Origin of the sequence: Flavobacterium sp. YO64, from assembly GCF_004119505.1 — a bacterium.
GTDB classification, from domain to species: Bacteria; Bacteroidota; Bacteroidia; order Flavobacteriales; family Flavobacteriaceae; genus Flavobacterium; species Flavobacterium oncorhynchi.
The window spans coordinates 211,674-238,000 of sequence record NZ_NRQV01000004.1 but is presented as its reverse complement, the minus strand read 5'-3'; the positions used below and the strand labels follow the sequence as shown (position 1 = coordinate 238,000).

23 protein-coding genes are annotated in these 26,327 nt (G+C 32.8%); 5 read left to right on the top strand and 18 right to left on the bottom strand.

Annotated elements, in window-relative coordinates:
• Positions 1-177: 177 nt before the first annotated feature.
• The 6 genes from rodA to purH all read right to left on the bottom strand — a co-directional run bounded on the left by rodA (position 178) and on the right by purH (position 7,440).
• On the bottom strand, positions 178-1,413 hold the full coding sequence (gene rodA / locus BOW57_RS04745) for a rod shape-determining protein RodA (protein WP_089052544.1): 1,236 nt from the start codon (positions 1,411-1,413) through the stop codon (positions 178-180).
• 15 nt (positions 1,414-1,428) lie between these two features.
• Positions 1,429-3,393, bottom strand: a complete 1,965-nt coding sequence (gene mrdA / locus BOW57_RS04740; protein WP_089052545.1) for a penicillin-binding protein 2 — start codon at positions 3,391-3,393, stop codon at positions 1,429-1,431.
• Complete coding sequence (locus tag BOW57_RS04735; RefSeq protein ID WP_129053212.1) at positions 3,390-3,896, bottom strand: rod shape-determining protein MreD; 507 nt, start codon at positions 3,894-3,896, stop codon at positions 3,390-3,392. The genes mrdA and BOW57_RS04735 overlap by 4 nt, the downstream gene beginning before the upstream one ends.
• A complete protein-coding gene (mreC, locus tag BOW57_RS04730) occupies positions 3,889-4,719 on the bottom strand; it encodes a rod shape-determining protein MreC (protein WP_129053211.1) in 831 nt (276 codons plus the stop codon). The genes BOW57_RS04735 and mreC overlap by 8 nt, the downstream gene beginning before the upstream one ends.
• 109 nt (positions 4,720-4,828) lie before the next feature.
• Positions 4,829-5,857: a rod shape-determining protein gene (locus tag BOW57_RS04725; RefSeq protein ID WP_007804822.1), complete on the bottom strand. Its 1,029-nt coding sequence runs from the start codon at positions 5,855-5,857 to the stop codon at positions 4,829-4,831.
• Between the two features lie 56 nt (positions 5,858-5,913).
• Positions 5,914-7,440 (bottom strand): bifunctional phosphoribosylaminoimidazolecarboxamide formyltransferase/IMP cyclohydrolase, encoded by a 1,527-nt coding sequence (gene purH, locus BOW57_RS04720; RefSeq protein ID WP_129053210.1) that lies wholly within the window; start codon positions 7,438-7,440, stop codon positions 5,914-5,916.
• Between the two features lie 166 nt (positions 7,441-7,606).
• Here purH and BOW57_RS04715 point away from each other — a divergent pair, with 166 nt between their 5' ends.
• The gene (locus BOW57_RS04715; RefSeq protein ID WP_089052549.1) at positions 7,607-8,854 is read left to right on the top strand and encodes an ABC transporter permease; all 1,248 of its coding nucleotides are present in this window, start codon (positions 7,607-7,609) and stop codon (positions 8,852-8,854) included.
• A 186-nt stretch (positions 8,855-9,040) separates the two neighbouring features.
• Here the strand turns inward: BOW57_RS04715 and accD are convergent, their stop codons facing one another.
• From accD to BOW57_RS04700, 3 genes are all read right to left on the bottom strand, one after another.
• Positions 9,041-9,895 (bottom strand): acetyl-CoA carboxylase, carboxyltransferase subunit beta, encoded by an 855-nt coding sequence (gene accD, locus BOW57_RS04710; RefSeq protein WP_089052550.1) that lies wholly within the window; start codon positions 9,893-9,895, stop codon positions 9,041-9,043.
• 110 nt (positions 9,896-10,005) lie between these two features.
• Positions 10,006-11,073 (bottom strand): class II fructose-bisphosphate aldolase, encoded by a 1,068-nt coding sequence (gene fbaA / locus BOW57_RS04705; protein ID WP_089052551.1) that lies wholly within the window; start codon positions 11,071-11,073, stop codon positions 10,006-10,008.
• Between the two features lie 60 nt (positions 11,074-11,133).
• Positions 11,134-13,707, bottom strand: coding sequence for a BamA/TamA family outer membrane protein (locus BOW57_RS04700; RefSeq protein ID WP_129053209.1), 2,574 nt, complete (start codon positions 13,705-13,707; stop codon positions 11,134-11,136).
• 37 nt (positions 13,708-13,744) lie between these two features.
• Here BOW57_RS04700 and BOW57_RS04695 point away from each other — a divergent pair, with 37 nt between their 5' ends.
• On the top strand, positions 13,745-14,473 hold the full coding sequence (locus tag BOW57_RS04695; RefSeq protein ID WP_129053208.1) for an RNA methyltransferase: 729 nt from the start codon (positions 13,745-13,747) through the stop codon (positions 14,471-14,473).
• A gap of 9 nt (positions 14,474-14,482) precedes the next feature.
• Here the strand turns inward: BOW57_RS04695 and BOW57_RS04690 are convergent, their stop codons facing one another.
• The 4 genes from BOW57_RS04690 to BOW57_RS04675 all read right to left on the bottom strand — a co-directional run bounded on the left by BOW57_RS04690 (position 14,483) and on the right by BOW57_RS04675 (position 17,339).
• A complete protein-coding gene (locus tag BOW57_RS04690) occupies positions 14,483-15,190 on the bottom strand; it encodes a porin family protein (RefSeq protein ID WP_129053207.1) in 708 nt (235 codons plus the stop codon).
• 1 nt (position 15,191) lies between these two features.
• A complete protein-coding gene (gene ubiE / locus BOW57_RS04685; protein ID WP_089057440.1) occupies positions 15,192-15,923 on the bottom strand; it encodes a bifunctional demethylmenaquinone methyltransferase/2-methoxy-6-polyprenyl-1,4-benzoquinol methylase UbiE in 732 nt (243 codons plus the stop codon).
• Positions 15,924-16,499: 576 nt separating this feature from the next.
• Positions 16,500-16,982: a dihydrofolate reductase gene (locus tag BOW57_RS04680; RefSeq protein ID WP_089052556.1), complete on the bottom strand. Its 483-nt coding sequence runs from the start codon at positions 16,980-16,982 to the stop codon at positions 16,500-16,502.
• A 12-nt stretch (positions 16,983-16,994) separates the two neighbouring features.
• Positions 16,995-17,339, bottom strand: a complete 345-nt coding sequence (locus BOW57_RS04675) for a 2TM domain-containing protein (RefSeq protein WP_089052557.1) — start codon at positions 17,337-17,339, stop codon at positions 16,995-16,997.
• A 240-nt stretch (positions 17,340-17,579) separates the two neighbouring features.
• On the opposite strand from BOW57_RS04675, the gene BOW57_RS04670 reads away from it, so the two are divergent.
• On the top strand, positions 17,580-17,876 hold the full coding sequence (locus tag BOW57_RS04670) for an isoamylase early set domain-containing protein (RefSeq protein ID WP_089052558.1): 297 nt from the start codon (positions 17,580-17,582) through the stop codon (positions 17,874-17,876).
• A 40-nt stretch (positions 17,877-17,916) separates the two neighbouring features.
• On the opposite strand, the gene BOW57_RS04665 is transcribed toward BOW57_RS04670, so the two are convergent.
• From BOW57_RS04665 to BOW57_RS04645, 5 genes are all read right to left on the bottom strand, one after another.
• Entirely contained in the window at positions 17,917-18,768 is an 852-nt protein-coding gene (locus tag BOW57_RS04665) for a thymidylate synthase (RefSeq protein ID WP_089052559.1), read from the bottom strand.
• A gap of 117 nt (positions 18,769-18,885) precedes the next feature.
• Positions 18,886-19,509, bottom strand: a complete 624-nt coding sequence (locus BOW57_RS04660; RefSeq protein WP_059114911.1) for a bifunctional nuclease family protein — start codon at positions 19,507-19,509, stop codon at positions 18,886-18,888.
• Between the two features lie 165 nt (positions 19,510-19,674).
• Positions 19,675-20,643, bottom strand: a complete 969-nt coding sequence (locus tag BOW57_RS04655; protein ID WP_089052560.1) for an electron transfer flavoprotein subunit alpha/FixB family protein — start codon at positions 20,641-20,643, stop codon at positions 19,675-19,677.
• Positions 20,644-20,717: 74 nt separating this feature from the next.
• The gene (locus tag BOW57_RS04650) at positions 20,718-21,464 is read right to left on the bottom strand and encodes an electron transfer flavoprotein subunit beta/FixA family protein (protein WP_129053206.1); all 747 of its coding nucleotides are present in this window, start codon (positions 21,462-21,464) and stop codon (positions 20,718-20,720) included.
• Between the two features lie 186 nt (positions 21,465-21,650).
• Positions 21,651-22,337: a GLPGLI family protein gene (locus tag BOW57_RS04645; protein ID WP_129053205.1), complete on the bottom strand. Its 687-nt coding sequence runs from the start codon at positions 22,335-22,337 to the stop codon at positions 21,651-21,653.
• A 364-nt stretch (positions 22,338-22,701) separates the two neighbouring features.
• Here BOW57_RS04645 and BOW57_RS04640 point away from each other — a divergent pair, with 364 nt between their 5' ends.
• Complete coding sequence (locus BOW57_RS04640) at positions 22,702-23,679, top strand: pyruvate dehydrogenase complex E1 component subunit beta (protein WP_089052563.1); 978 nt, start codon at positions 22,702-22,704, stop codon at positions 23,677-23,679.
• A gap of 84 nt (positions 23,680-23,763) precedes the next feature.
• On the top strand, positions 23,764-26,265 hold the full coding sequence (locus tag BOW57_RS04635) for a DUF5686 and carboxypeptidase-like regulatory domain-containing protein (protein ID WP_129053204.1): 2,502 nt from the start codon (positions 23,764-23,766) through the stop codon (positions 26,263-26,265).
• The last annotated feature ends 62 nt before the right edge of the window (positions 26,266-26,327 follow it).

Genomic DNA, 26,327 nt, shown 5'->3' with positions numbered 1-26,327 from the left:
CAACGAGTGAAACCGCTGGAAATGATTATGTATTGAAATGATAAGAGAAATAAAAAAAGCTGCAACTCAGTTTTGAAAAACAAGAGTTGCAGCTTTAGATTAAATCTTTATTATTAATGTTGTAGATATTTCTAAGATTGGAATTTGGTATTTTATTTGGTTTTAGGTGTTTTTAATCTACCATTCATTTACCTTATTAGCATCCATCTTCAGGAAAATAAATAATAAGATAGTGAATCCCCATAAACCAGAACCTCCATAAGAGAAGAAGGGTAATGGAACTCCAATGGTTGGAAATATACCAATAACCATGGCAATGTTTACAAAGAAGTGGGTAAACAAAATTCCCGCAACACAATAACCATAAACACGGCTGAATTTGGTTTTTTGCCTTTCAGCCAGATATATTACTCTTAAAAATAAGCCCACAAAAAGCAAAATAACGACTAAAGAACCCGCAAATCCCCATTCTTCACCTACAGTTGTAAAAATATAATCGGTATGCTGTTCAGGAACGAATCCTCCTTTAGTTTGAGTTCCTTCTAAAAAGCCTTTTCCAATCCATCCTCCAGATCCAATTGCAATTTCAGATTGGTTAGTGTTATAACCGATACCTTTCATGTCTACAGTTTTTCCTAAAAGAATATTAAAACGGTCTCTATGGTGTTGTTTAAATACGTTGTCAAAAACGTAATCAACAGAGAGTACAAAGCCCGAAATAACAACTAATAAAATAGCACTCAAAATAATATTTCGATCTACCGCCCGTCCTTTAAAATGTATAATAATTAGCACTCCTAAAGCTATTAAAATAACAGCATAAGGTTCTAAAACGAGCGTTAATACAAATAAAAGGATAGTAATAAAACCTGTCCAAACGTACCAAGAAGGCAATCCTTCTCTAAATAAAACAAGGATAAAAACACTGTATATTAAAGCACTTCCTGGATCGGGTTGAGGCAGGATTAACATTACAGGTAAAAAAACTATTGCTAGTGCCTGCAGCTGTCTATTGGTTTCTTTAAGGTTAATTTGGGTGTCACTTAAATATTTAGCTAATGCTAATGATGTAGCTGCTTTTGCGAACTCAGATGGCTGTAAAGTAAAGCTTCCAATTGCATACCAGCATCTTTGTCCTGCAATGGTTTTTCCAAACAGAAATAAGCCCGCCAATGACAATAAGGATACGCCAAATATTATGCTGGCGTATTTTTCGTAAAATTTTCCATCAACAAAAAGCACAACAAAAATTAAAGGAATGGTACATCCAATAAAGATTAATTGTTTTTGATATGTTCCATCAGTTGATAATAGTGATGAAGAATAAATATTCAGCCACCCTAGTATTACCAATGCAATATAGATAAAGACACTTATCCAGTCAATGTTATTTTTTACACTTTGATTTTTCATTTGAAATAATCTTTCTTAGTTCTTTTTAGTAGTGTCTATTGTTGTTTTTTTAGCCTCTGTTTTTGGAGCTGTCGTTTTTGGGGCAATGATTTTAGCTTTTAAAAGGGAATCTTTTGGTGTAGATTCGATTGCGCTGGCTTCGTTCATTCCTCCAAGTTTAGCATATTCGCTTGCTAAACTTTTGTTTAAAACACGAATCTCTAAATCAGTTCTCGTTATTTTTTTTCTTAAATATTTTTCTATCATTAAACTCGCAATTGGACCTGCCACGGTAGCTCCAAAACCTCCATTTTCAATCATAATTGCAATCGCAATTTTTGGATTGTCTTTTGGTGCAAATGCCACAAAAATGGAGTGATCCTTTAGTTGTGTTCTTTTGCCGTTAATTTTTGCAAAGTTTTCAGCTGTACCCGTTTTTCCACAAATGTCAATTCCTTCAACTCTTAAAGCGTGCGCAGTACCTTTGTTGTATACATCGAATAAACCGCTTATAACTGGCGGGAAATATTTCTGATCAATTGAAGTGGTATGTTTAGTTGTAAATTTTGAATCAATTTTTTCACCCTCAATTTTTTTAATGATATGAGGCGTGTAATAGTATCCTTGATTTGCAACAGTTGCCATCATATTAGCAAGCTGAATAGGTGTCATTAAAACCTCTCCCTGACCAATTGCATTCGATACAATTGTTGTGCTTCTCCAGCCTCCGTTAGGATAAATTCTTTTGTAAGTTTTAGAATTTGGAATATTACCTCTCTTTCCTGTTGGTAAATCATACCCCATAAATTGACCTAAACCAAAACTTCTCATATGATCACTCCAAACATCTACCGCTTTACCTGGATTTGCATATTTGTTGATTGTTAACATATAGGCTTGTGCAAAGTAAGTGTTGCAAGAGTTGTAAATCCCATTATGTAATTGATGAGGTCCAAATCCGTGACATTTCATAAAACGGCCGCGTCCATAACTAAATCCATGATGACACATAAAAGTAGTTTGCTCGTTGATAACGCCTTCTTGCAGAGCCACTAAACCTGTTAAGATTTTAAAAGGAGAACCAGGAGGATACTCAGCCAAAAGCCCTCTGTCATATAACGGTTTAGCAATCGAATCATGATACAAAAGAGTATAGTTTTTAGAACGTTGTCTTCCAACTAGAATTCCCGGGTCATATGATGGAGCGGTTACTAATGCTAAAATTTCACCAGATTTTGGTTCGATAGCAACAATTCCTCCTCTTTTATTAATCATTAACTCTTCGCCATACTTTTGAAGTTCAGCGTCGATTGTTAAATTGATATCTTCACCAGCAACAGCGATCGTGTCGTATTTACCTTCTTTATAAGAGCCAATTTCACGATTGTATTTGTCTTTCTGAATGTATTTTACTCCTTTTATACCACGTAAAATCTCTTCGTAACTTTCTTCAACCCCTTGTTTTCCTATTAAATCACCGCTATTGTAATATGGGTTTTTTGCAATTTGGCGCTCATTTACCTGTGTTATGAAACCAAAAATATTAGCGCCATAATCTACTTCGTAGTCACGAAGTGAACGTTTCTGAAAATAAAAACCTTCAAATTTTCTGATTTTTTCCTGAAAAGCAGCAAATTCATTTTTATTTAACTGAGATAAAAATACAGATGGTAATCGTGGGCTGTAAACTTTTGCTTTAGCAACTCTTTTCTCGTAATCTTCGGGAGTAATATTTAGTAATGCACAAAACTCTGGGATATTAAGATTTTCTTTAATATCTCTAGGAATTACCATGATATCGTAAGAAGCCTGATTGGCAACCAGTAATTTGCCATTTCGGTCATAGATATATCCTCGTTCTGGATAATCGTAGACTTTTTTAATGGCATTATTTTCTGATTTCAATTTAAACGAATCATCAATGATCTGCAGATAAAATATCCGCATTACTAGCAAAGATGCTGCAATAATGATTAAAGAGGGCAGCAGAACTTTTCTCATCGTTTATTGGGCTTAATAAGATAAATTATTATAATTGAAGTGATTATTGTAAAAATGGTGCTGAACAAGGTTCGCAGTAAAATGTCTAGTATAAATTTAAATTGAAAAGCTTCTAATGTAAATAGTATAATGTGATGCAATAAAACAGATACTAGAATAAATGAAAATCTTTCAGGTGTTAAAGATTCGTTTAGTTTAATGGTCTGATATTCATAGCTTAAGCCAAATGAAAATTTAAAGATGTAAGGCCTGTAATAGGCAAGAATTACACAAGCAGTTGCATGAATTCCGCCAGAATTACAAAACATATCCATCATCAATCCTAATAGAAAGCTAGAGATAATTAATCCAGCCCTATTACTGTTTACAGGATATAATATAATATACAAGATATATGGGAAGGGACTTATGTACCCTAAAAAATTCATATTATTGAAAATAACAACCTGAATTGCTAGTAACATAATAAAACGAAGAATATTGACTAATAAAGCGCTATTCATCTTTTTCCTTGTTTTTGTTTTCTAAATTAATAAGTTCTTCTCTGTCCTTACTTTTGATAATATAAACATGCCCTAGATTTGTCATATCGTTAAAAAGTTTAACATCTATAACATAATAACTGGTACCTTTTTTAATGTATATTTTCTCAACTGTACCAATGTTTATTCCTTCTGGGAAAATTACAGATTGTCCTCCAGTAACAATTGTGTCTCCTTTTCTAATAGTGGCAAGTCTAGGTACATCTTCCAACTGTGCAAATCCTGTGCTTTTTCCATTCCATGTTAAAGAACCAAAATGATTTGATTTTTTGATTTTGGCATTAATTTGAGACTTCATGTTCAAAATACTCACAACAGTCGAATATCTTGGTGATGTATTATCTACAACTCCAATAATTCCTAAACTGTTAATTACTCCCATATCTTGTTTAACTCCGTCGTTTGCTCCAGAGTTTAAAGTAATATAGTTTTCGTGAGTATTATAAGAGTTGTGAATTACTTTTGACACAATAATATCTGCAGGTTTTACTCCTTTTATACTATCGGCCAAAGGTATTTTGGTAGTGTCTTCTTTGTTGAATAAAAGACTTTTTAATCTTGCATTTTCAAGTACAAGTTCATCATTTTCAGATCTTAAATTCAAATATTCGTTGATGTGATTAATTCTTTCGTAAACGCCTCCGCTTAAAAAATTTGCGGAACTGATTACTCTGCTTCTGTGATAGGAGTGTGACTGAATTGTGAGCGTCAACGAAATACCTAAAAGCAGCAAAAACAGCAATCGATTACTGTTTCTTAAAATGAAATTAAAAATTTGCTGCATTTCTTGTTTGGTTATTTTGTTTCAGGATATGCTTTTGGTTTCAAATTTTATTAGAGTCAAATAGTGAAATTTGACTCTAATAAAAGTAAATTGATTACTATTTTGAATCTTATTTGATTAAGATACTTTTAAATTTTGCAATGTTTTTAAGTGCCATTCCAGTTCCACGAACAACAGCTCTTAAAGGATCTTCAGCAATATAAACTGGCAAATCTGTTTTTTGAGAAATACGTTTGTCAAGACCTCTTAACATAGATCCTCCACCAGCTAAATAAATACCTGTATTGTAAATATCGGCAGCTAATTCAGGAGGTGTTTGAGATAATGTTTCCATTACAGCATCTTCAATTCGTTGAATCGATTTGTCTAATGCTTTTGCGATTTCGCGGTAAGAAACATCTACTTGTTTTGGTTTCCCTGTAAGCAAATCTCTACCTTGAACAGACATATCTTCTGGCGGGCCGTCTAAATCTTCGATAGCCGCTCCAATTTGAATTTTTATTTTTTCAGCAGTACTTTCTCCTACAAAAAGGTTGTGTTGTGTACGCATGTAATAAACGATGTCATTTGTGAATACGTCACCTGCAATTTTTACAGATTTATCGCAAACAATTCCGCCTAAAGCGATAACAGCAATTTCTGTTGTACCACCTCCAATATCGACAATCATGTTTCCTTTTGGCTGCATAATATCAATGCCAATACCAATTGCAGCAGCCATAGGCTCGTGAATTAAATAAACTTCTTTTCCGTTTACTCTTTCACAAGATTCTTTTACCGCTCTCATTTCAACCTCAGTAATACCAGAAGGAATACAAACCACCATACGTAAAGCTGGAGTAAACATTCTTTTTTTCAATGCAGGAATGCTTTTAATGAACATATTGATCATTTTTTCCGAAGCATCAAAATCAGCAATTACACCATCTTTTAAAGGCCTTATGGTCTTGATGTTTTCATGCGTTTTACCTTGCATCATGTTGGCTTCTTTACCAACAGCAATGATTTTGCCTGATATTCTGTCACGTGCAACGATTGACGGACTATCAATAACAACTTTATCATTATGAATGATTAAAGTGTTTGCGGTACCAAGGTCTATCGCAATATCCTCGGTCATGAAATCAAAAAATCCCATAAGTTTTTTAGGGGTTTAAAATGTTATAAATTATTTATCGAACAAAGTTAAACAAATTAATGTTTAAAATGACGAGTTCCTGTAAATACCATTGCAACATTATTTTCATTGCAATAATTTATACTTAATTCGTCTTTTATTGAGCCTCCTGGCTGAATTACAGCAGTTATTCCTGCTTTTTTGGCTAATTCTACACAATCCGGAAATGGAAAAAATGCATCGCTTGCCATAGAAGCGCCGGTTAAATCAAATCCAAAAGCTTTTGCTTTGTCAACAGCCTGCATTAAAGCATCAACTCTTGAAGTCTGACCTGTACCAGATGAAATTAAAGTTCCGTTTTTTGCAAAGACAATTGTATTTGATTTTGTGTTCTTGCAAATTTTTGATGCAAAAATCAAATCTTCTATCTCTTGAGCAGTAGGTTCTGTAATTGTAACGGTTTTTAAATGCTCTTTATTATCTGTAATATTATTTCTGTCCTGAATTAACAAACCATTAAGACAAGTTCTTACTTGGCGATTTGGTAATTCAACTTCATTTTGAACTAATATAATTCTGTTTTTCTTTTCTTGTAAAACTGTAACTGCTTCATCATCATAAGATGGAGCAATAACTACTTCGCAGAATAATTTGTTGATTTCCTGAGCTGTTTCTAAATCAATTTTAGTATTAGAAATCAGGACTCCTCCAAAAGCAGAAGTAGGATCACAAGCTAAAGCCGCTAAATAAGCTTCGCTGATTGTTTTTCTTGAAGCTAGGCCACAAGCATTATTATGTTTAAGAATCGCAAATGTTGGTCCGTCAGTTTTGAATTCAGCAATTAAATTTACTGCAGCATCAACATCAAGCAAGTTGTTGTATGATAATTCTTTTCCGTGAAGTTTATTGAACATAGCATCAAAATCTCCAAAGAAGAAACCTTTTTGGTGAGGGTTTTCACCATATCTTAAAACTTGACCATTTGCAATACTTTCTTTGTAAATAGTCTCGTCTGTATTGAAATAATTAAAAATAGCTCCATCGTAATGAGAAGATACGTGGAAAGCTTTTGTAGCTAATAATCTTCTGTTTTCAAGAGTTGTAGAACCATTTTGTTCTGTAATCAAATCTAAAAGCAAACTGTATTCATTAACAGAAGCAACAATGACTGTGTCTTTGAAGTTTTTTGCTCCAGCACGAATCAATGAAATTCCGCCAATGTCAATTTTCTCGATAATATCTTGCTCGCTTGCACCAGAAGCAACTGTTTTTTCAAAAGGATACAAGTCAACAATTACTAAATCAATCTGCGGAATATCAAATTCCTTCATTTGCTGTACATCGCTTTCGTTATCTTGACGATTCAAGATTCCTCCGAAAATTTTTGGATGTAAAGTTTTAACTCGTCCTCCAAGAATTTCAGGGAAAGAAGTAATATCTTCAACAGGAACTACCGGAATACCAAGGTTTTTAATGAAATCTTCAGTTCCTCCAGTCGAGTAAAGTGTAACATTTTGTTCGTGTAATTTTCTAACGATTGGTTCTAATCCATCTTTAGAAAAAACAGAAATTAATGCCGATTGTATTTTTTTAGTTGTGCTCATTGTGTAGTTATGATTTTTGAGACTGCAAAAGTAGTTTTTTTATATATTATTTTAAAGAAAATTAATGTAACATTATGCTAAAAAAATCTACTGATGAGTAAGTTAACTTTTATTAGGTTTTTGTTTTTAAATTATTGAATTTTACTTTGTTGAAAAATACTACTATATGCTTCTTTATCTAAGATTATTAAAAGAAAGTTTAAGCTTTGCCATAAGCGCTTTGCGAAATAATAAACTGCGAACTTTATTGTCGCTTTTAGGTGTTACTATTGGTATTTTTTCAATTATTGCTGTTTTAGCTGCTGTTGATTCTTTGGATAGAAAAATTTCAAAAGATTTGAGCAGTTTAGATAAAAATACGATTTATTTAATGAAATACTGTTTTGGACCTTCCGAAATTCCGCAATGGAAGAGAGAGCAGTTTCCAAATGTGAAATATGATGAATATATCGCTTTAAAAAATTCTCTTAATAATACAGATCAGGTTGCGTATCAGCTTTTTGTAAATCATGAAAGTTTAAAATACGATTCAAAAACCGTCAGCGATGTGAATATTGTGCCGTCGTCAAGCGAAATGGTCGATATTGACGGATTGAGTTTCGATAAAGGAAGATTTTATAATGAATCTGAATCGAATTCAGGAACTGCAGTAATAGTTCTAGGATATGATATTGCCGAAGGGCTTTTTGGAAGCAGTGATCCTATTGGTAAAAATATACGACTTTATGGCCAGCGTTTTACTGTAATTGGTGTAATTGAAAAACAAGGAGCAGGTTTTTTTGGAGACAGCAACGATACGTCCGTGTATTTGCCAGCTAATTTTTTGCGTAAAATGTATGGTGACAGCGATGCGATGACTCCGGTAATTGTTTTGAAACCAGAGAAAGGTATTGATATGGATGCTTATAAAGCTGAAGTTGCACAAAAACTTCGAGCGACTAGAGGAATGAAAGCAGGAGAGATTGATAATTTTTTTGTAAATGTTCTTTCCGGTTTTACAGATTTTATCGATGGAATTTTAGGGCAGATGAATGTTGTAGGTTGGATTATCAGCGGATTTTCTCTTTTAGTTGGCGGTTTCGGAATTGCAAATATTATGTTTGTTTCGGTAAAAGAAAGAACAAACTTAATTGGGATTCAAAAATCATTGGGAGCAAAAAACAGGTTTATATTATTTCAATTTTTATTTGAAGCAATAATTCTTTCAGTAATTGGTGGAATTATTGGTTTGTTGATGGTTTGGGGAATTGCTCTTATTTTGACAAAAGCACTCGATTTTGAGTTTGTTTTAAGTTTTGGGAATATTGTATTAGGAACAACTTTAGCGGCGCTTATTGGATTAATTTCAGGAATTCTTCCAGCAATTTCTGCTGCAAACTTAGATCCAGTTGAAGCAATCCGAACTGGAATGTAGTTTTTTTGAGGGTCAAAGGTTCAGAGAGGCAAAGGGACTAAGTTTTAATTTTAGATCTTTATGTAATTCTGGAATTTTACAAGTTTTTTCTTTTTTAAATTCCATAACAATAATACATATTCACTTTTGGATATAAAAAAATCCCAAGAAGTAATTCTTGGGATTTTTGTTTTAGAGAGTTAAAAACTATCTAATTGTATTGTTTTGAATCAAATCGATGTATAAGTTAATCTTATCTTTCAATTCTTTTCTAGGCGTGATAAAATCTAAGAAACCGTGCTCTAATAAGAATTCAGCAGTTTGGAAACCTTCTGGTAAATCTTTTCCTGTAGTGTCACGTACAACACGCGGTCCAGCAAAACCAATCAAAGCGCCTGGTTCAGAGATGTTAATGTCTCCTAACATTGCGTAAGATGCAGTTGTTCCTCCTGTCGTTGGATCTGTACAAAGAGAGATATAAGGTAATTTTGCTTCAGCTAATTGAGCTAGTTTTACAGAAGTTTTTGCTAATTGCATTAAAGAATAAGCAGCTTCCATCATACGAGCCCCGCCAGATTTAGAAATCATTACAAAAGGCAGTTTGTTTTTGATTGCGTGATCAATACCTCTTGCGATTTTTTCACCTACAACAGCTCCCATAGATCCACCAATAAAAGCGAAATCCATACAGCAAATTACAAGTTCTTTTCCTTTAGATTTTCCTACTCCCGTACGGACAGCATCTTTAAGGTGAGTTTTTTCCATTACATCTTTTAATCTTTCTGCATATTTTTTTGTGTCAACAAAATGCAAAGGATCTTTTGATGTCATGTTTTTGTCTAACTCAACAAATTCGTTGTTGTCGAATAAAATTTCAAAATAGATTGCGCTTCCAATTCGAACATGAAAATCATCTTCAGGGCTTACGAATAAGTTTCTTGCTAATTCGTCAGCATCAATAATTTTTCCAGTAGGAGATTTGTACCACAATCCTTTCGGAACGTCCATTTTATCTTCTGTCGCGGTCGTAATTCCTTTTTCTTGTCTTTTAAACCAAGCCATTTTTTTAATTTTAGAATGTAGATTTTAAAGTTTAGATTTTTCAATCTGATTCAAAATTTAGATTTCAGGCTTTTTTAGAAGTCTGAAATCTAAAATCAGAAATCTAAAAATTAAAGTGTATTTACGTTATTCAAGTCAGCAAAAGCTTGTTCAAGTCTTGCGTTGAATGTTACTTCGCTCTCACGAACCCATTTTCTTGGGTCATAGTATTTTTTGTTAGGAACATCAGCTCCTTCTGGATTACCAATTTGAGTTTTTAAATACTCAATATTGTTTACCATATAATCACGGATTCCTTCAGTATAAGCAAACTGTAAATCAGTATCGATGTTCATTTTGATAACTCCGTATCCAATAGCTTCTCTAATTTCTTCAAGTGTAGAACCTGAACCTCCGTGGAAAACAAAATCTACTGGATTGTGACCAGTTTTGAATTTGTCTTGAACGAAATCTTGAGAATTTTTTAAGATTTTTGGAGTTAATTTTACGTTTCCTGGTTTGTAAACACCGTGAACGTTTCCAAAAGCAGCCGCTATTGTAAATTTAGGACTTACTTTAGATAATTCTTCGTAAGCATAAGCTACCTCTTCTGGCTGTGTGTATAATTTTGAGCTGTCTACGTCTGAGTTGTCAACGCCATCTTCTTCTCCACCTGTAATACCAAGTTCGATTTCTAATGTCATTCCCATTTTGCTCATTCTAGCTAAATATTCTTTGCAAATTTCGATGTTCTCTTCGATTGGCTCCTCAGACAAATCGATCATATGAGAACTGAATAATGGTTTTCCTGTTTCTGCAAAATGTTTTTCAGAAGCATCTAATAAACCATCGATCCATGGCAATAATTTTTTTGCGCAGTGGTCAGTATGTAAAATTACAGTTGCACCATAAGCCTCAGCTAAAGTATGAATGTGTTTCGCTCCAGCGATTCCACCAGCGATTGCTGCTTTTTCGCCTGCGTTAGATAAACCTTTTCCAGCGTTAAATTGTGCTCCTCCATTAGAAAATTGAATGATAACCGGTGCATTTAATTTTGCTGCAGTTTCTAGAACTCCATTGATAGTACTAGATCCTGTAACATTTACAGCAGGTAAAGCAAATCCTTTTTCTTTCGCATAATTAAAAATCTCCTGTACTTGATCTCCTGTAGCTACTCCGGGTTTAATATTGTGTGCCATTGTAATTTTTTTTATAGTTGTTTTTAGTTTTTAGGTTGCAAAAATAAGAATTAATTAGCATTAGAACGGATAATTTATTCCAAAATTTAAAACCGAGTGCCCAAAATTGTACTCTTTAAACCAACGGTCACCCTTCTCATGTGCCGGATTATAGGTCTTAAAGCCTAAATCTAAACGAATAACAAAAAAGCTTAAATCGTATCGTAAACCAAATCCCGAACCTACAGCGATTTCAGCTAAATCGTTTACGCCAGAAAATTTTGCCTTCTCATCGATGACATTATCGAGCACATTCCAGATATTTCCGGCATCTGCAAAGATGGCTCCTTTGACATCTCCAAACACTTTAAATCTGTATTCTGCACTAAAAGCAATTTTCATATTTGCCTCATTGAAATCATTTACAGCATTCGTGCTTCCAGGTCCAAGAGAGTAAGGCTGCCAAGCACGATTGTCATTTGATCCTCCTGCGTAATAACTTCGTGAGAAAGGAATGTAATTTGAATTTCCAAAAGGAACTGCTATTCCAAAAAAGCTTCGAACAGCTAATACTTTCTCTTTTCCAAAATCCCAGTGTTTGATATAGTCAAACTCAGTTTTTATATACTCGGAGTATTCTAAGTTGAAAATTTCGTAATTACCATTTCCATTTTTTGGCAGGTTTCCTATACTTGAAATGGCTGATAATAAAGTTCCAGCTGATTCTATTTTAGTTTTAAATTGATAAAAAGTATTGTCTGCTAAATCCTTTTTAGTTGTTTTAGTAAAAGTGTAGCTGGTTGCTAAAATGAAATCGTTTTCAGTTAAACGAACCCTTCTTTCTTCTATACTTTCTACATCTTTATATTGTGGGTCGCCAGGAAGTAATGCCGTTTTGTTGTTCAATACATCACTGGTAAAACCTGTCGTTCCATTTGGAATAGTCAGATCTTTTCTAATTTGTTCTTCTGGTGTTTCTCCCCAGAAGTTTGGATTTATATTATAATCTTTACCAATTCCGTTCAATTCGTCATAAGATGAAGTATAAACGTTGAAATAATTGTTAGGATTTAAGTTTCTAACGAATTGGGCATTAAGCAGATCAAATTTTACAGAATTATGTCGCTTTGGTGACCAGTTGTAAGATATTCCTCCTGTAAAGTTTTCTTTGTCTAAACCAATATTGCGCTGTTTTGAAAAACCTGCCGAAATACTGGTAGATGGAATCATTCTTTTTGGAATAATTTTTTCAGTACCAAAAGGCATTAGAATTCTTGGGAAGTTAAGTTTTAAATCAACCCCATATTCAGAAACGTTAAAAAAGTTATCGTTTGGATTAGCCATGTCTTTAGAAGATCCAATGTTTAAACGGGTCGATATTTCTAAAGTTTCAGCTCTGTTGAATACATTTCGTATAGTTTCGGATATACTGGCCCCAATACCAAAGTCTTGAATATTGGAGTGCGTTACGTCTAAAGTTGTACCAAAACTATATTTTTTTCTAGGAGTTAAATAAACTTTTGCAATTAAAGACTGTGCGGTTGAGTCGCGTTTATCTACCTCATATTGTATTGATGGGTAATTAAAAATTTTAAGATTATTTAAATATCGTGATGAAAGAGTTGTTCTAGTGTCAGAAAAAGTACTTCCTTTATTTATAAAAACGGCATCGGTAATGGCGCGAGGCTTATATTTTAGTTTTTTATAACTGTATAAATTGAAGTTGTTATAAGTAGTACTGTCACTGATTTTACTTTTGGCATTTGCAGCAGAGTAATCGGTAAAAATATTTACATCGCTGATCGTATATAGTTTAAAAGGTTCTGTTCTGCTGGAGTCTTTTTCCTGTATATTGTTGTTGCTGATAATAAGAGTTACATTAGCTTTGTTTTTTTTGCCAATTGTATCAATGTCAAAAGTGATGTAAGTAGGCTGAAAAAAATAAGCACCGTGATTTCTAAAATAGGTTGTGATGCGATTCTTTTCTTCTTCGAAATCGGAAGTTTTATACTGATTTCCAGATTTTAAAACCGAAGCTTCGGGATTGTTTTTGTATAACGAATCAAGGGCAGGAGTCATTATTTTAGTTCGAATAGTGTCTATAGTATAACCAGGGCCAGTAGTTATTTTATAATTTATCTGAGCCTTTTTTTGAGCAATACTGTCAATAGAATAATCTGTAGAAACATTAAAATAACCATTGTTGAAATAGTAATATTTTAAGCGCAACAATGACTTTTTTGCCTTTGCGGTATCAATTATTACTGGTGCTTCACCGGTATTTTTTAAAAAATCATTAAGTCCTTTGTTTAAAAAAGATTGTCCAAGTCGATCAACTTGCTTTGCAGATAATACTTTAGACCAGCGTTCATATCTGTGCGGGTGTTTTATAAATTGAGCCTTGTAAGTTGAGTCTGGATTTAAGTTTGCTAAGTTGTATAAATTCAGACGAAGTTTGTATCCTAACAGTTTACCATTAGGTTTTTGATACATTTGATTTAAGGCTGTTTCATCATTTGTAGATTTCCCGTTTACAAGAATATTATTTTTTACAAGAAGGTTTTTTCCGTCAGGAACTCTTTTTACAGCATTACAAGCGCAAATAAGTATTGCTATTAGAATAAATGCTGTTATTTTTGTAGAATTCTTTTTCAAGTGTTTTTAAAAATTTAATTCAAAAGTACATTATTTTATGGTTACTAAAAACCAAATAAAGCTTATCTCAGGTTTGCATCAAAAAAAGCAACGTTTTGTAAATCAATTGTTTTTTGCCGAGGGGGTAAAGGTAATTCAAGAATTACTGCAATCCAATTTTGAATTAGAGCATTTATACACCACATTAAATGATTTTCAAGAAGTTCAAACTTCAAAGCGAACCCTTATTAATGATCAAGAACTAAAAAAAATAAGCGCGCTGACAACTCCAAATTCTTGTTTAGCAGTTTTTAAAATGCCAGTTGAAAACGAAATCAATAGTACTGGTTTGATCCTTGCTTTAGATGATATTCGTGATCCAGGAAATTTAGGAACCATTTTGCGTCTTTGCGACTGGTTTGGAATTAAACAAATTGTTTGTTCTAAAGAAACAGTCGATATTTACAATCCAAAAGTTGTACAGGCCACAATGGGATCTATCACCAGAGTAAATGTAAATTATGTTGATCTCAAAACGTATTTAAGTCAAACAAAACTTCCTGTTTTTGGAACTTTTATGGATGGCGAAACTATTTATAAAAAAAATCTGCCTGAAAACGGAATCATTATTATGGGTAATGAAGCCAATGGTATTTCGGCAGAAATTGAAAAAACGGTTACCACACGATTAACAATTCCTAGGTTTGGAGAGCTGCAAAAAACAGAAAGTTTAAATGTAGCAACAGCAACCGCGATTATTCTTAGTGAGTTTAAACGAAATAGTTAAGATTTTGTTTTAGTGAAAGGTAAAATTTATTAAAAGAGCCCTTGATTTCATAGAATCGATGTTGCTTGTCCAAGGGCTTAATGGATCTTTGTCTTGAACTAATTCGTTTGTAATGCCAAACATACCTCTAATAGAAGGAGAGAAAATAAAATACTCCGTAAAGAAATCTATTCCAAAGCCAAGCTCATAAGCAGCAGTCCATGGTTTTACTCTGAATTTTCCTTCAGCATTGTCATCCGTAGATTTAGAGTTGCTCGATAGGTTTAATGTTGTAGACATTCCGCCAACTAAATAAGGACGAACATTTCCTGTACGCAATGATGAAAACTTCAACAATAAAGGAAAATGGATATAGGTGCTGTTTACTTCTCTCAAGTAATCAGTTTTAGAAGTAAAATTAGGGTAATATAAATCTCGTTTTGTGTAATATAAACCCGGTTCAAAGCGCAAATTAATATACTCTTGCAATCTTAAATCAGCGACTACACCGACATTAAAACCAGTTGTTTTTTTAACTTGAATATCCTGATTTACGACGTTTTTGTAATCAAACTTAAAGTCAAAGCTGTTGAAACCTAAGTAATAGCCAAAGTAAATACGTTGTTTTTGCCAGTTTTCAAGATTTATAATAGGATCTTTGCTAAACATGCTTTTAGCAAATTGAGAATATCCTTTTGTCGATAAGACTAATAAAAATAAGATTACAATTTTTTTCATACTACTTTTTAGATGCTGAATAAATGGTTGCTACACCAAAAGTCTGAGGCATTGCTACAACATCTATAAACCCAGTTTTTCTTAAAATATTGTTTAATGCTTCTCCATATGGGAAAGCTGCAGCAGATTCAGATAAATAACCGTATGCCGAATTGTCTTTAGAAAACAATTTTCCTATAACTGGCAATATATTTTTGCTGTAAAATTTATATCCTTGTTTGTATGGTGTTTTGTCAGGAACTGAAGTTTCTAAAATTACAAATACACCATTTGGTTTTAAAACTCGTAAAATTTCAGAAAAACCTTTTTCTAGATTCTCAAAATTACGAACGCCAAAACCAACTGTTATTGCATCAAAATAGTTATCATCAAAAGGAATATTTTCAGAATCTCCTAACACTAAATCTATAACAGAAGATAGATTTTTTTCTTCTACTTTTTTCTTTCCAACTTCAAGCATTCCTGCAGAAATATCTAGACCAATAATTTTTTCTGCTTTAGTTTGAGCCATTAAAATGGCTAAGTCGCCAGTTCCTGTAGCAATGTCAAGAATGACTTTTGGTTTAGTATCTGAAACTATTTTTAATACTTTTTTTCGCCATTTGACATCAATACCAAATGAGATTACACGATTTAAATTGTCGTAGTTCCCAGAAATGTTGTCAAACATTTGGGCTACTTGTTCTTTTTTACCTAAAGAAGAATCTTTATATGGGGTTATTTTTTCAGACATTATTTTTATTTACGCAAATATAAACAATCTGCTTTAACTGTAGTTGAGTTTTTTAAAGTGTAAATTAAATGTTTTAAAATCGAGAATAAAAATCATTTTTAGTTGAAGTTTTTGCCATCACCAAAAGTGGGTATTTTTAAAAAATCACTAAAAGTGGGTATTGTATGATGTGTATTTTATGTACAACTTTGTTAAAGTAAAAATGATAAAAATTTAATGATTGATTTATCATATTGACTTAATCAAACAGCTGTTTTTTTGCACTGACAGCTAATTTGTTCAAGTAAGTAGTTTTAAAAGTATTGTTCTTGGGGGGATACTATTTTTAAAGTGCGAAATACGTTCTTAGGATTAAATTTGTTTTTGGAAATTTTAATTTTCTGCCTTTAATATCTTAGTGGTATTTGTTATTAAAGGCTTATATTGAGATTCGTTCTCAATTAACAGTAAATGTTATTCAGTTATTTCAGATGCACTTTGCATTTGTGATTTTTACAAAAACTATTTCTTGAATTAGTCAAGGCTAACAATCAGTCATTTTTAAAAAACATCCTTCAAAAGAGGATGTTTTTTTATTTATTTTCTAATGTAAGTTTCATAAGTATAATCGTAAAGATGTTTTTCATCTTTAAAATTTTCTTCAGATTCTACTAATAACCACTCACTTTTATTGATTTTAGGAAAAAATGTATCAGCATCAAATGTGTGATGCACTTTAGTTATTTCGATTATATCAGTATAAGGTAAAGCTAAATTGTAAATTTCGCCGCCTCCAATAATATATGAATCTTCATTTTCGGGGCATAATGCGATAGCTTTTTCTATGCTGTCTACAACTATACAGCCTTCAGGGGCATAATCTTTTTGTCTGGTAATAACAATATGTACTCGGTTAGGTAATGGTTTGGGAAAACTTTCAAATGTTTTTCTTCCCATTATAATATGATGATTTGTTGTTAGTGTTTTGAATCTTTTAAAATCATTTGGCAGATGCCATACTAAATCATTATTTTTTCCAAGAGCATTGTTTTCGGCAACAGCCGCAATCATTATAATCATAATGTACTAAAACTAAATTTTATTTTCGGTATCCTCATTAATCCTTGATTCTAATTGACTGATTCTCTTTTGCTGTAAAGCAACTAACCTGTCAATTTGTTCCCTTTCCCATTTTTTGTTCATGAATCGATCTGTAATGTAAACTTTTATAAAGTGAAGTATAAAAATGAAGAACCATAAAGTAATGCCCCATAAGCACCAGTTTTGCTCTGTTGAAGCTCCAAAACCAAAAAATCTATTTGCAATGAAAATAAATAAACTTCCTAGTAGAAAAAGTACAAAATGAAAATAAAGGATTTTTTTTTGTCTTATACGTCTTCTTGCATACTCGTATTGTTCGTGCACTTCTTTTTCCATACCGATATAAATGAGATTATAAAGTTAGAATTTATTTTTAAAACACCGTATTTTGACTGCAGAATATTTGTTTGAAAATGAGTTGTAAATAAATATACAAAAAAAATATACTCTTTAAATTGTTGATGTAATTAAAAAAACGAGCTGTTTTTGCTATTATCACAAATCGGAATTGTATTGTGAAAAGTTTAGTTGAATTTATGTAATTTTAGTTTCTATAAATCTAAAAACTAATTAGTTATGTCTTTAAAGAAACAATTTATCAAAACAAAACCAGTTGTAAAAGTTACTTTTTCTATAGATGCCAAAGATGCTGATTCGGCAGCGGTTGTTGGAGATTTTAATAACTGGAATCCTGAAGAAGGAACTTTGAGTAAACTAAAGAATGGAACATTTAAGGCTACGTATGACTTAGTAAAAGATGCTATTTATGAATTCAAATATGTAATCGACGGTATTTACATTAATGATCCTGAAGCAGATTCATATAAATGGAATGATTTCGCCGGTAGTGAAAACAGTGTTTTAGTAGTATAAAAAAATCCGCTTAAAATTTTAAGCGGATTTTTTTTTGTTTTTATACAGCAACACTTCCTTTTATGCCCGCATGCGGTTCATAGTCAACAAGTGTGAAGTCATTATAGTCAAAATCGAAAATGTTTTTAACAGCTGGGTTTAGAATCATTTTTGGAAGCGGTTTTGGCTCACGAGTCAATTGTAATTCCAATTGTTCAAAATGATTGTTGTAAATATGAGCATCACCAAAAGTATGAATAAAATCGCCAGGTTCTAAATCGCAAACCTGCGCAATCATCATAGTTAATAGTGCATAAGAAGCAATGTTGAAAGGAACGCCTAAAAATATATCAGCGCTGCGTTGATACAATTGACAAGATAATTTTCCTTTTGTCTCTCCTTTTTCTAAATCTGGTGTTGCTACATAAAACTGAAAAAAGGCATGGCAAGGAGGTAATGCTGCCTTATTGTTGGCTACATTTTCTTCAAAAGATTTTTTTGTGTCTGGCAAAACAGATGGATTCCATGCTGATACCAACATTCTGCGGCTGTTTGGATTAGTCTTTAATTCAGTAATTAATTCAGAAATCTGATCAATTTCTTCGCTGTTCCAATTGCGCCATTGGTGTCCGTAAACAGGTCCTAAATCTCCATTAGAGTCTGCCCAAGCATCCCATATTTTTACTCCGTTTTCTTGTAAATATTTAATATTCGTATCACCTTTTAAAAACCAAAGCAGTTCATAGATGATCGATTTTAAGTGCAATTTTTTTGTTGTAACCATTGGGAAACCTTCACTTAAATCAAAACGCATTTGGTATCCAAAAACGCTTTTGGTTCCAGTTCCAGTTCGGTCTCCTTTTTGGCATCCGTTTTCTAAAACGTGTTTTACTAAATCTAAGTACTGTTTCATTATTGCTTTAGGCTTTAGGCTTTAAGCTTTAGGTTTTTTCCTAAATGCTTAAGCTTGTTTTTTTATGTTTTGCACTTTAAGCTTATTGCCTAAAGTTTAAGGCTTACAGCCTTAAAATTATCTTTTCGAGATTTCGTCTCTAATTTTTGCAGCTTTTTCATAATCTTCCTGAGAAACGGCTTGATCTAAAAGTTCATTTAGTTCTTGTAGGCTGTGTTTTGCATAAACATCTCCAGATTGATTAGTTTCTTCTTCATGTCCAAAAGTTTCTGGATTAGAAAGTACGTCGTCAATTTCCTGAGAGCCTTGATCTGTTTCGGCTGTATTTGATTTTAAATAAATTCCAGCTTTGTCCAGAATATTCTTATAGGTAAAAATTGGAGCGTTGAAACGTAATGCTAAAGCGATAGCATCTGATGTTCTAGCATCGATGATTTCTTCAATTTTGTCTCTTTCGCAGATTAAGCTTGAGTAAAAAACGCCGTCTACTAATTTGTGAATAATGACTTGTTTTACAACAATGTCAAATCTTTCAGCAAAGTTTTTGAATAAATCGTGAGTTAATGGGCGAGGAGGTTTTATCTCTTTTTCTAAGGCAATAGCAATTGACTGGGCTTCAAAAGCGCCAATAACAATAGGTAATTTTCGTTCGCCGTCAACTTCATTCAAAATCAAGGCATACGCGCCATTTTGAGTTTGACTGTATGAAATTCCTTTTATGGATAATTTTACTAGACTCATATATGTTTGTAAAACGGGCACTTAGCACCGCATTTTAATACTTTTTTTGATTGAAAAATTAAGGTGCAATTTTAATCAAAAAATATGGAACAAAAAAGCTGCCTTAAAACAAAGATACGATTATCTTGTTTTTAGGCAGCTATATTTTTAAAGAGAATTCTTGAATTAAGAATGTTGCGCTTTGAAAGCTTTTAATTTCTCTGTTAATTGAGGTACGATTTCAAATGCATCACCAACAATACCATAATCAGCAACTTTAAAGAAAGGAGCTTCTGGATCGTTATTGATAACCACTTTTACTTTTGATGAGTTGATACCTGCAATGTGCTGAATTGCTCCAGAAATTCCTATTGCAATATATAAATTTGTTGCAACTGGTTTACCTGTTTGTCCAACGTGCTCGCTGTGAGGTCTCCATCCTAAGTCAGAAACTGGTTTAGAACATGCTGTTGCAGCGCCTAAAACTTCAGCTAAATTTTCAACTAATCCCCAGTTTTCCGGGCCTTTCAATCCGCGTCCGCCAGAAACTACAATATCAGCATCAGCGATAGATACTTTTCCGCTTACTTTTTCTACAGATTCTACTTTTACACCAAAATCGTTATCTCCAATTGATGGATTAAAATCTTCGGCAGCTGCAGCTCCTGCGCTTTCAAAAATTCCGTAAGAGTTTTTAGCTAAGCCAAGAACTTTTACATCTGTATCGATTTGTGTAATATTGAAAGCTTTGTTTGAAAAAGCATTTCTTTTTACTTGGAAAGGCGAGGTGCTTACTGGTAATCCCACAACATTTGAAGCGAAACCAGCATTTAAAGCGACTGCAACTAATGATGAAAGATAAATACTGTCTGTTGTAGAAGAAAGTAAAACTACTTTTGTTCCTTCTTTTTCAGCAGCTTGTTTGATTACATCGGCGTAAGCCTTAGCAGTAAAACCAGCTAATTTATCGTTGTTTACTTTTAAAACCTTATCAACTCCGTATTTAGCCAATTCGCTTACATCGCTGATGTTTACAGTTAAAGCTGTAACAGTTGTTCCTAAACTTTCGGCTACTTTTTTAGCATAAGAAGCTAATTCGAAAGCTACTTTTTTAAATTTTCCTTCTGCAGATTCTGCATATATTAATATTGACATAATTTTTTGTTTAAAAGTTTAAAGTTTCAGGTTTCAAGTTTTGCAAACTGAAAACTGCGACTGAATACTGATTACTAGATTACTTTCGCCTCGTTGTGTAATAAATTGATTAACTCATCTAAATTATCTGCAGAAACTAATTTTACTGCTGATTTTGGAGCTGGTTTTTCAAATTTTACTGCTTTTGTATTTACAGGAGCGTCAACTGGTTCAAGAATAGTTAAAGCTTTAGTTCTTGCTGTCATAATTCCTCTCATGTTAGGAATACGTAAATCTTTTTCTTCAACAAGTCCTTTTTGACCACCAATGATTAATGGAAGAGTAGTGCCTACAGTTTCTTTTCCACCGTCGATTTCGCGAACCGCTTTTACATTATTTCCGTCAATGGTTACTGCTGTACAAGAGTTTAAGAAGTTGTAACCCAAAATACCAGCGATCATTCCAGGAACCATTCCTCCATTATAATCTAAAGATTCTTTTCCTGCAATTACAAGATCATAACCTCCGTTTTTAATTACTTCTGCTAATTGTTTTGCCACAAAAAAGCCATCAGTTGGGTTTGCGTTTACACGAATTGCTTCGTTTGCACCAATTGCCAAAGCTTTACGTAAAGTTGGTTCAGTGTCAGGACCTCCAACATTTACCACTGTTACATTTGCACCTTGCTGCTCTTGAAACCAGATTGCACGAGTCAATCCAAATTCGTCATTAGGGTTAATTACATATTGTACACCATTGGTATCAAATTCAGAGTCACCATTGGAGAAGTTGATTTTTGAAGTAGTATCAGGCACATGGCTGATGCAAACTAGTATTTTCATAAGTATATATTTTGAATTTATAATATGCTTTTACAAATTTAGAATTTAATTTGGAATAATTATACTATGCACGCATAATATTTTTAAAAACTATTACGATTTCGAAGATTGTCAAAATCTACTAATGATTTCTTATTTTTAATAGAGAAAATGAGTTGCTTCAATTATTTTTTTGAAAAATTAGAATTAGTTAACTTGTTTTAAACTTGCTTGATATTCTTCAAAGCTTAATTCTTTTGCGCTGTTATTTGGTATTTCAATTTCGGTATTCTCATTCTTAAAAGCTAGTTCTTGAAATACTAAAATAGAATTGTCATCAATTTCCAGTTGAATAATAAAACCTGGTAATCCACTGTAAAACATTGGTCCATCTTTTATCGGAATTTCTTCGGTATACCAAGCTGTAATATCTTGTTTGGCAATAAATGCAGTATTTTTTGTTGTCGCTTTTTTACAAGAAAAGCCATTTATAATTTTGGTTTCTGGTAAAAGCTCCCATGTATATGTTGGAAGTTTTGTTTTTACATTTGAATCAATCCCGTCATTTGTCATAAGAACTTTATATATTTTGGAGTCAAAATCTTTGTAATTAATTACTTGTGAGGATCGACGAATAGTGCGGCTTGCAAAAATTTTGCCTCCTGTATTTTCAATGACAGTGTTATCAGTGGTTGTTTTTTGAATAGTAGTTAGTCTTTGTATCGACTTATTTTTAGAATAAATATAGCTGAATACTTCAGGAGTTTTAGCTTTTTCTAGAAGTCTCCCATCCTTTGTTTTTAGCTGTTGTCTAGTGTAGGTGCCAACTAGGCTCTGAGATTTTGCTTCGATTGAAAAAAATATAATAATAAATAATAATAGATTTATTTTCATGGTTTTGGTTTTAAGATTATCCTTACGAAGTAAAGTATATTTAAAGAATAAGCCAAGTGAAAAAAAACAATTTGAATAAAAGGTTATTACTTATTGAAATAATTTTAGATTTAAACCGTTTTGATGAAAGAATTTGATTAGGAGAAATTAACAAAAAACTTAAAGTTTGTCTAAAAAAGTTTTACAAAGATTAAGTGTGAGTTTTACGTGTATTATATCGATTTCGTAAATATCACAATAAAGCTAAAAAAGTTAAAACCTATAGAGAGAAAGAAGTTCATGCGATTTTAAACTTAATTTATGCTTTTAAGTGATTTAAAATATTTATTTTTGCTCTTCAGAAAATTCAACATACAATATAAATATGAGAACAATACAATTTAGAGAGGCCATTTGCGAAGCGATGAGCGAAGAGATGCGTCACGATGAATCCATATATTTAATGGGCGAAGAAGTTGCAGAATACAATGGAGCATACAAAGCTTCAAAAGGAATGCTTGCTGAGTTTGGCGAAAAAAGAGTAATCGATACTCCAATTGCTGAGCTAGGTTTTACAGGAATAGCAGTAGGTTCAGCAATGAACGGCTGTCGTCCGATTGTAGAATACATGACTTTCAACTTCTGTTTAGTAGGTATTGATCAAATTATAAACAACGCTGCTAAGATGCGTCAAATGACAGGTGGACAATTTAATGTGCCTATCGTTTTCCGTGGACCAACAGCTTCTGCAGGTCAATTAGGAGCAACACACTCTCAAGCTTTAGAAAACTGGTTTGCAAATACTCCAGGTCTTAAAGTTGTTGTACCGTCAACTCCTTATGATGCAAAAGGACTTTTAAAATCTGCAATTCGCGATAATGATCCAGTAATTTTCATGGAATCTGAGCAAATGTATGGTGACAAAGGAGAAGTGCCAGACGGAGAATACACTATTCCATTAGGAGTTGCTGATATTAAACGTGAAGGAACAGATGTAACTATCGTTTCTTTTGGTAAAATCATCAAAGAAGCTTTTATCGCTGCTGATGAATTAGCTAAAGAAGGAATCTCTTGTGAGATTATCGACTTAAGAACAGTTCGTCCTATGGATAAAGATGCAATTCTTAAATCAGTTAAAAAAACGAACCGTTTAGTAGTTCTTGAAGAAGCTTGGCCGTTTGCTAGTATCTCTTCAGAGATTACTTATATCGTTCAAGAGCAGGCTTTCGATTTCCTTGATGCGCCAATTCAACGTATTACGACAGCAGATACTCCAGCACCTTACTCTCCAGTTTTATTAAAAGATTGGTTGCCAAACGCAGGTGATGTAGTAAAAGCAGTTAAAAAAGTATTGTACAAATAATACACATATAAAATACACATAAAGCTTCATCAGTCATATTTATTGATGAAGCTTTTTTATTGATGAAGCTTTTTTTGCCAGATTATGAAAAGAATAATTTTACTCAGCTTGTTTTTTGTATTTGCTTTTGTAAATATTGCTGCTGCGCAGACAAAAGTGAGTGGAATTGTTTTAGATAAATCTAATCAGCCGGTTCCGTTTGCAAATGTTGTTTTTAAAGGATCAAATACAGGAATAGTCTCTAATGAAGACGGACGTTTTTATTTGGAATCTCCAAATACGTATACCGCTTTATTAGTTTCTTCTGCAGGATTTTCGGATCGTGAAGTGCCTTTGGAAAAAGCGGTAAATTACGATTTTAAAATTGTTTTGAGTGAAGCCGAAGTGCTTAACGAAGTTGTAATCTATACCGGAAAAACATCTAAAAAGAATAATCCTGCATTAGACATTCTTCGAAAAATATGGGAAAGAAAACGTAAAAACGGACTTTACCAGTTCAATCAATATCAGATGCAGAAGTACGAGAAAGTTGAGTTCGACATGAACACAATCGATAGTGCTTTTATGAAAAATAAACTCTTTAAAGGAATGGAGTTTGTTTTTAATCATATTGATACATCAGATGTTACAGGAAAAACGTATCTGCCAATTTTTATCAACGAATCAGTTTATGACGTTTACGGCGATAATAAAATAAAGAAAGTAAAAGAAAATCTTACCGGAAATAAAATGTCTGGTTTTAATGGTAATCAGCAGATTTTATCATTTGTAAAAGATCTTTATTCGGATTATAATATTTACGATAATCACCTTAAGTTTTTTGATAAAAGTTTTACGAGTCCGCTTTCAAGAACTGGAATTGATGTATATAATTATGTCTTAAAAGACAGCGCTTATATAGACAAAAAATGGTGTTATAATATTGTTTTTTATCCAAGACGTAAAAACGAATTAACTTTTAAAGGAGATTTTTGGGTAAACGATTCTACTTTTGCAATCAAGAAAATTAATATGGGTGTTACTAAAAGCGCCAATATTAACTGGGTAAAAGATATTTATATTGAGCAGGAGTTTGAAGTAGAAAACGATTCTGTTTTTCTTTTAACTCGTGATTATATGATGTCTGATTTTGCTTTAAACAAAAAAGAAAAATCAAAAGGAGTTTACGGAAAACGAACCACTTTATATCGAAACCATAAATTCAATATTCAGAAACCAGAGAAATTTTACAAGGAAGAAGTTAACTTTATAGACAATGCTGTTTATGAACGGCCGCCTGAATTTTGGGAAGAAAATCGATTTGAGAAACTAAATAAAGATGAAGCAGGTATTTATAAAATGCTTGATACACTGCAAACCGTCAAACGATTTAAGCAGTTGTATAGTCTCGTCTCGATTTTAGGAAGTGGTTATGTTGAATTTAAAAATTTCGATTTTGGGCCTATTTTTTCTACGTTTGGCTATAATGAAGTCGAAGGTATACGAATAAGAGCCGGAGGAAGAACTTATTTTGGACCAAATGACCCTTGGCGTCTGCAGGCTTATACAGCTTACGGTTTTGACGATAATAAATTTAAATATGGTGTTTCAGGAAAATGGATGATCGACAAAAAAAATAGAATCATTATTTCTGGAGGAAACAGGCGCGATATTGAACAAATTGGAGCCAGTTTAACCACAACAAATGATATTTTAGGACGAAGTTTTGCGTCATCAGCATTATTTACGACAGGAAGCAACGGAAAATTAACCAATATTAATCTGAGTAATGTTTCCTTTGAAATGGAGCCTAAAAAGAATTTTATTGTTCAAGCAGGTTTTTCTTATCGAACATTAGAATCAGCTTCAAAGACTTTTAGTTTAGATTATTACACGACATTACCAAGTGCAGCAAATCCTGCAGGTGTGGTCGAAAGTATGGTAAAACAGTCAGAAGCAAATATTCAGTTTGAATATATGCCAAATCGTAAAACAATTGGATACGGAGTTGAGCGCAGTTTAGTTGACAGTCCTTTTAGTCATTTCTTTGTTAACTTTAGTTATGGTATTAAAGGCGTTTTTGACAGTGATTTTGCTTACGAAAAAATTCAATTATTTTATAAACAGCCTATTATTATTGGGCCATTAGGAAGATCAAATATTATTCTTGAAACTGGAAAAACATGGGGTACAATTCCGTTGGGATTAATGAGTGTAATTCCTGGAAACCAGACTTATTTCACAATTGAAAATACGTTTAGTAACTTGAATTTCTATGAGTTCATTACCGATCAATATACTACTTTGCAATGGAATCATGATTTTGGAGGAAGGTTATTTGCCAGAGTTCCTTTTATGAGAAAACTAAATTGGAGAGAATTTGTTGGTATAAAAGCAGTTCATGGAACCATTTCAGATGCGAATCGTGCCATAAATGCCTCGGGTCAGCCTTATAATGCGCCAGAAAATGTGTATTGGGAATATAATGCAGGAATTGGTAATATTTTCAAAGTATTTAGAATCGATTTCTCTTGGAGAGGAAGTTATTTAAACACTCCAGATGCTAATAAATTTGCAGTAAAAGGATCTTTCGGATTCTATTTCTAAATAATATTAAGGTGCAAAGCATCAAAGTTACAAAGTCGCAAAGGTTTAAATTCTTTGCGGCT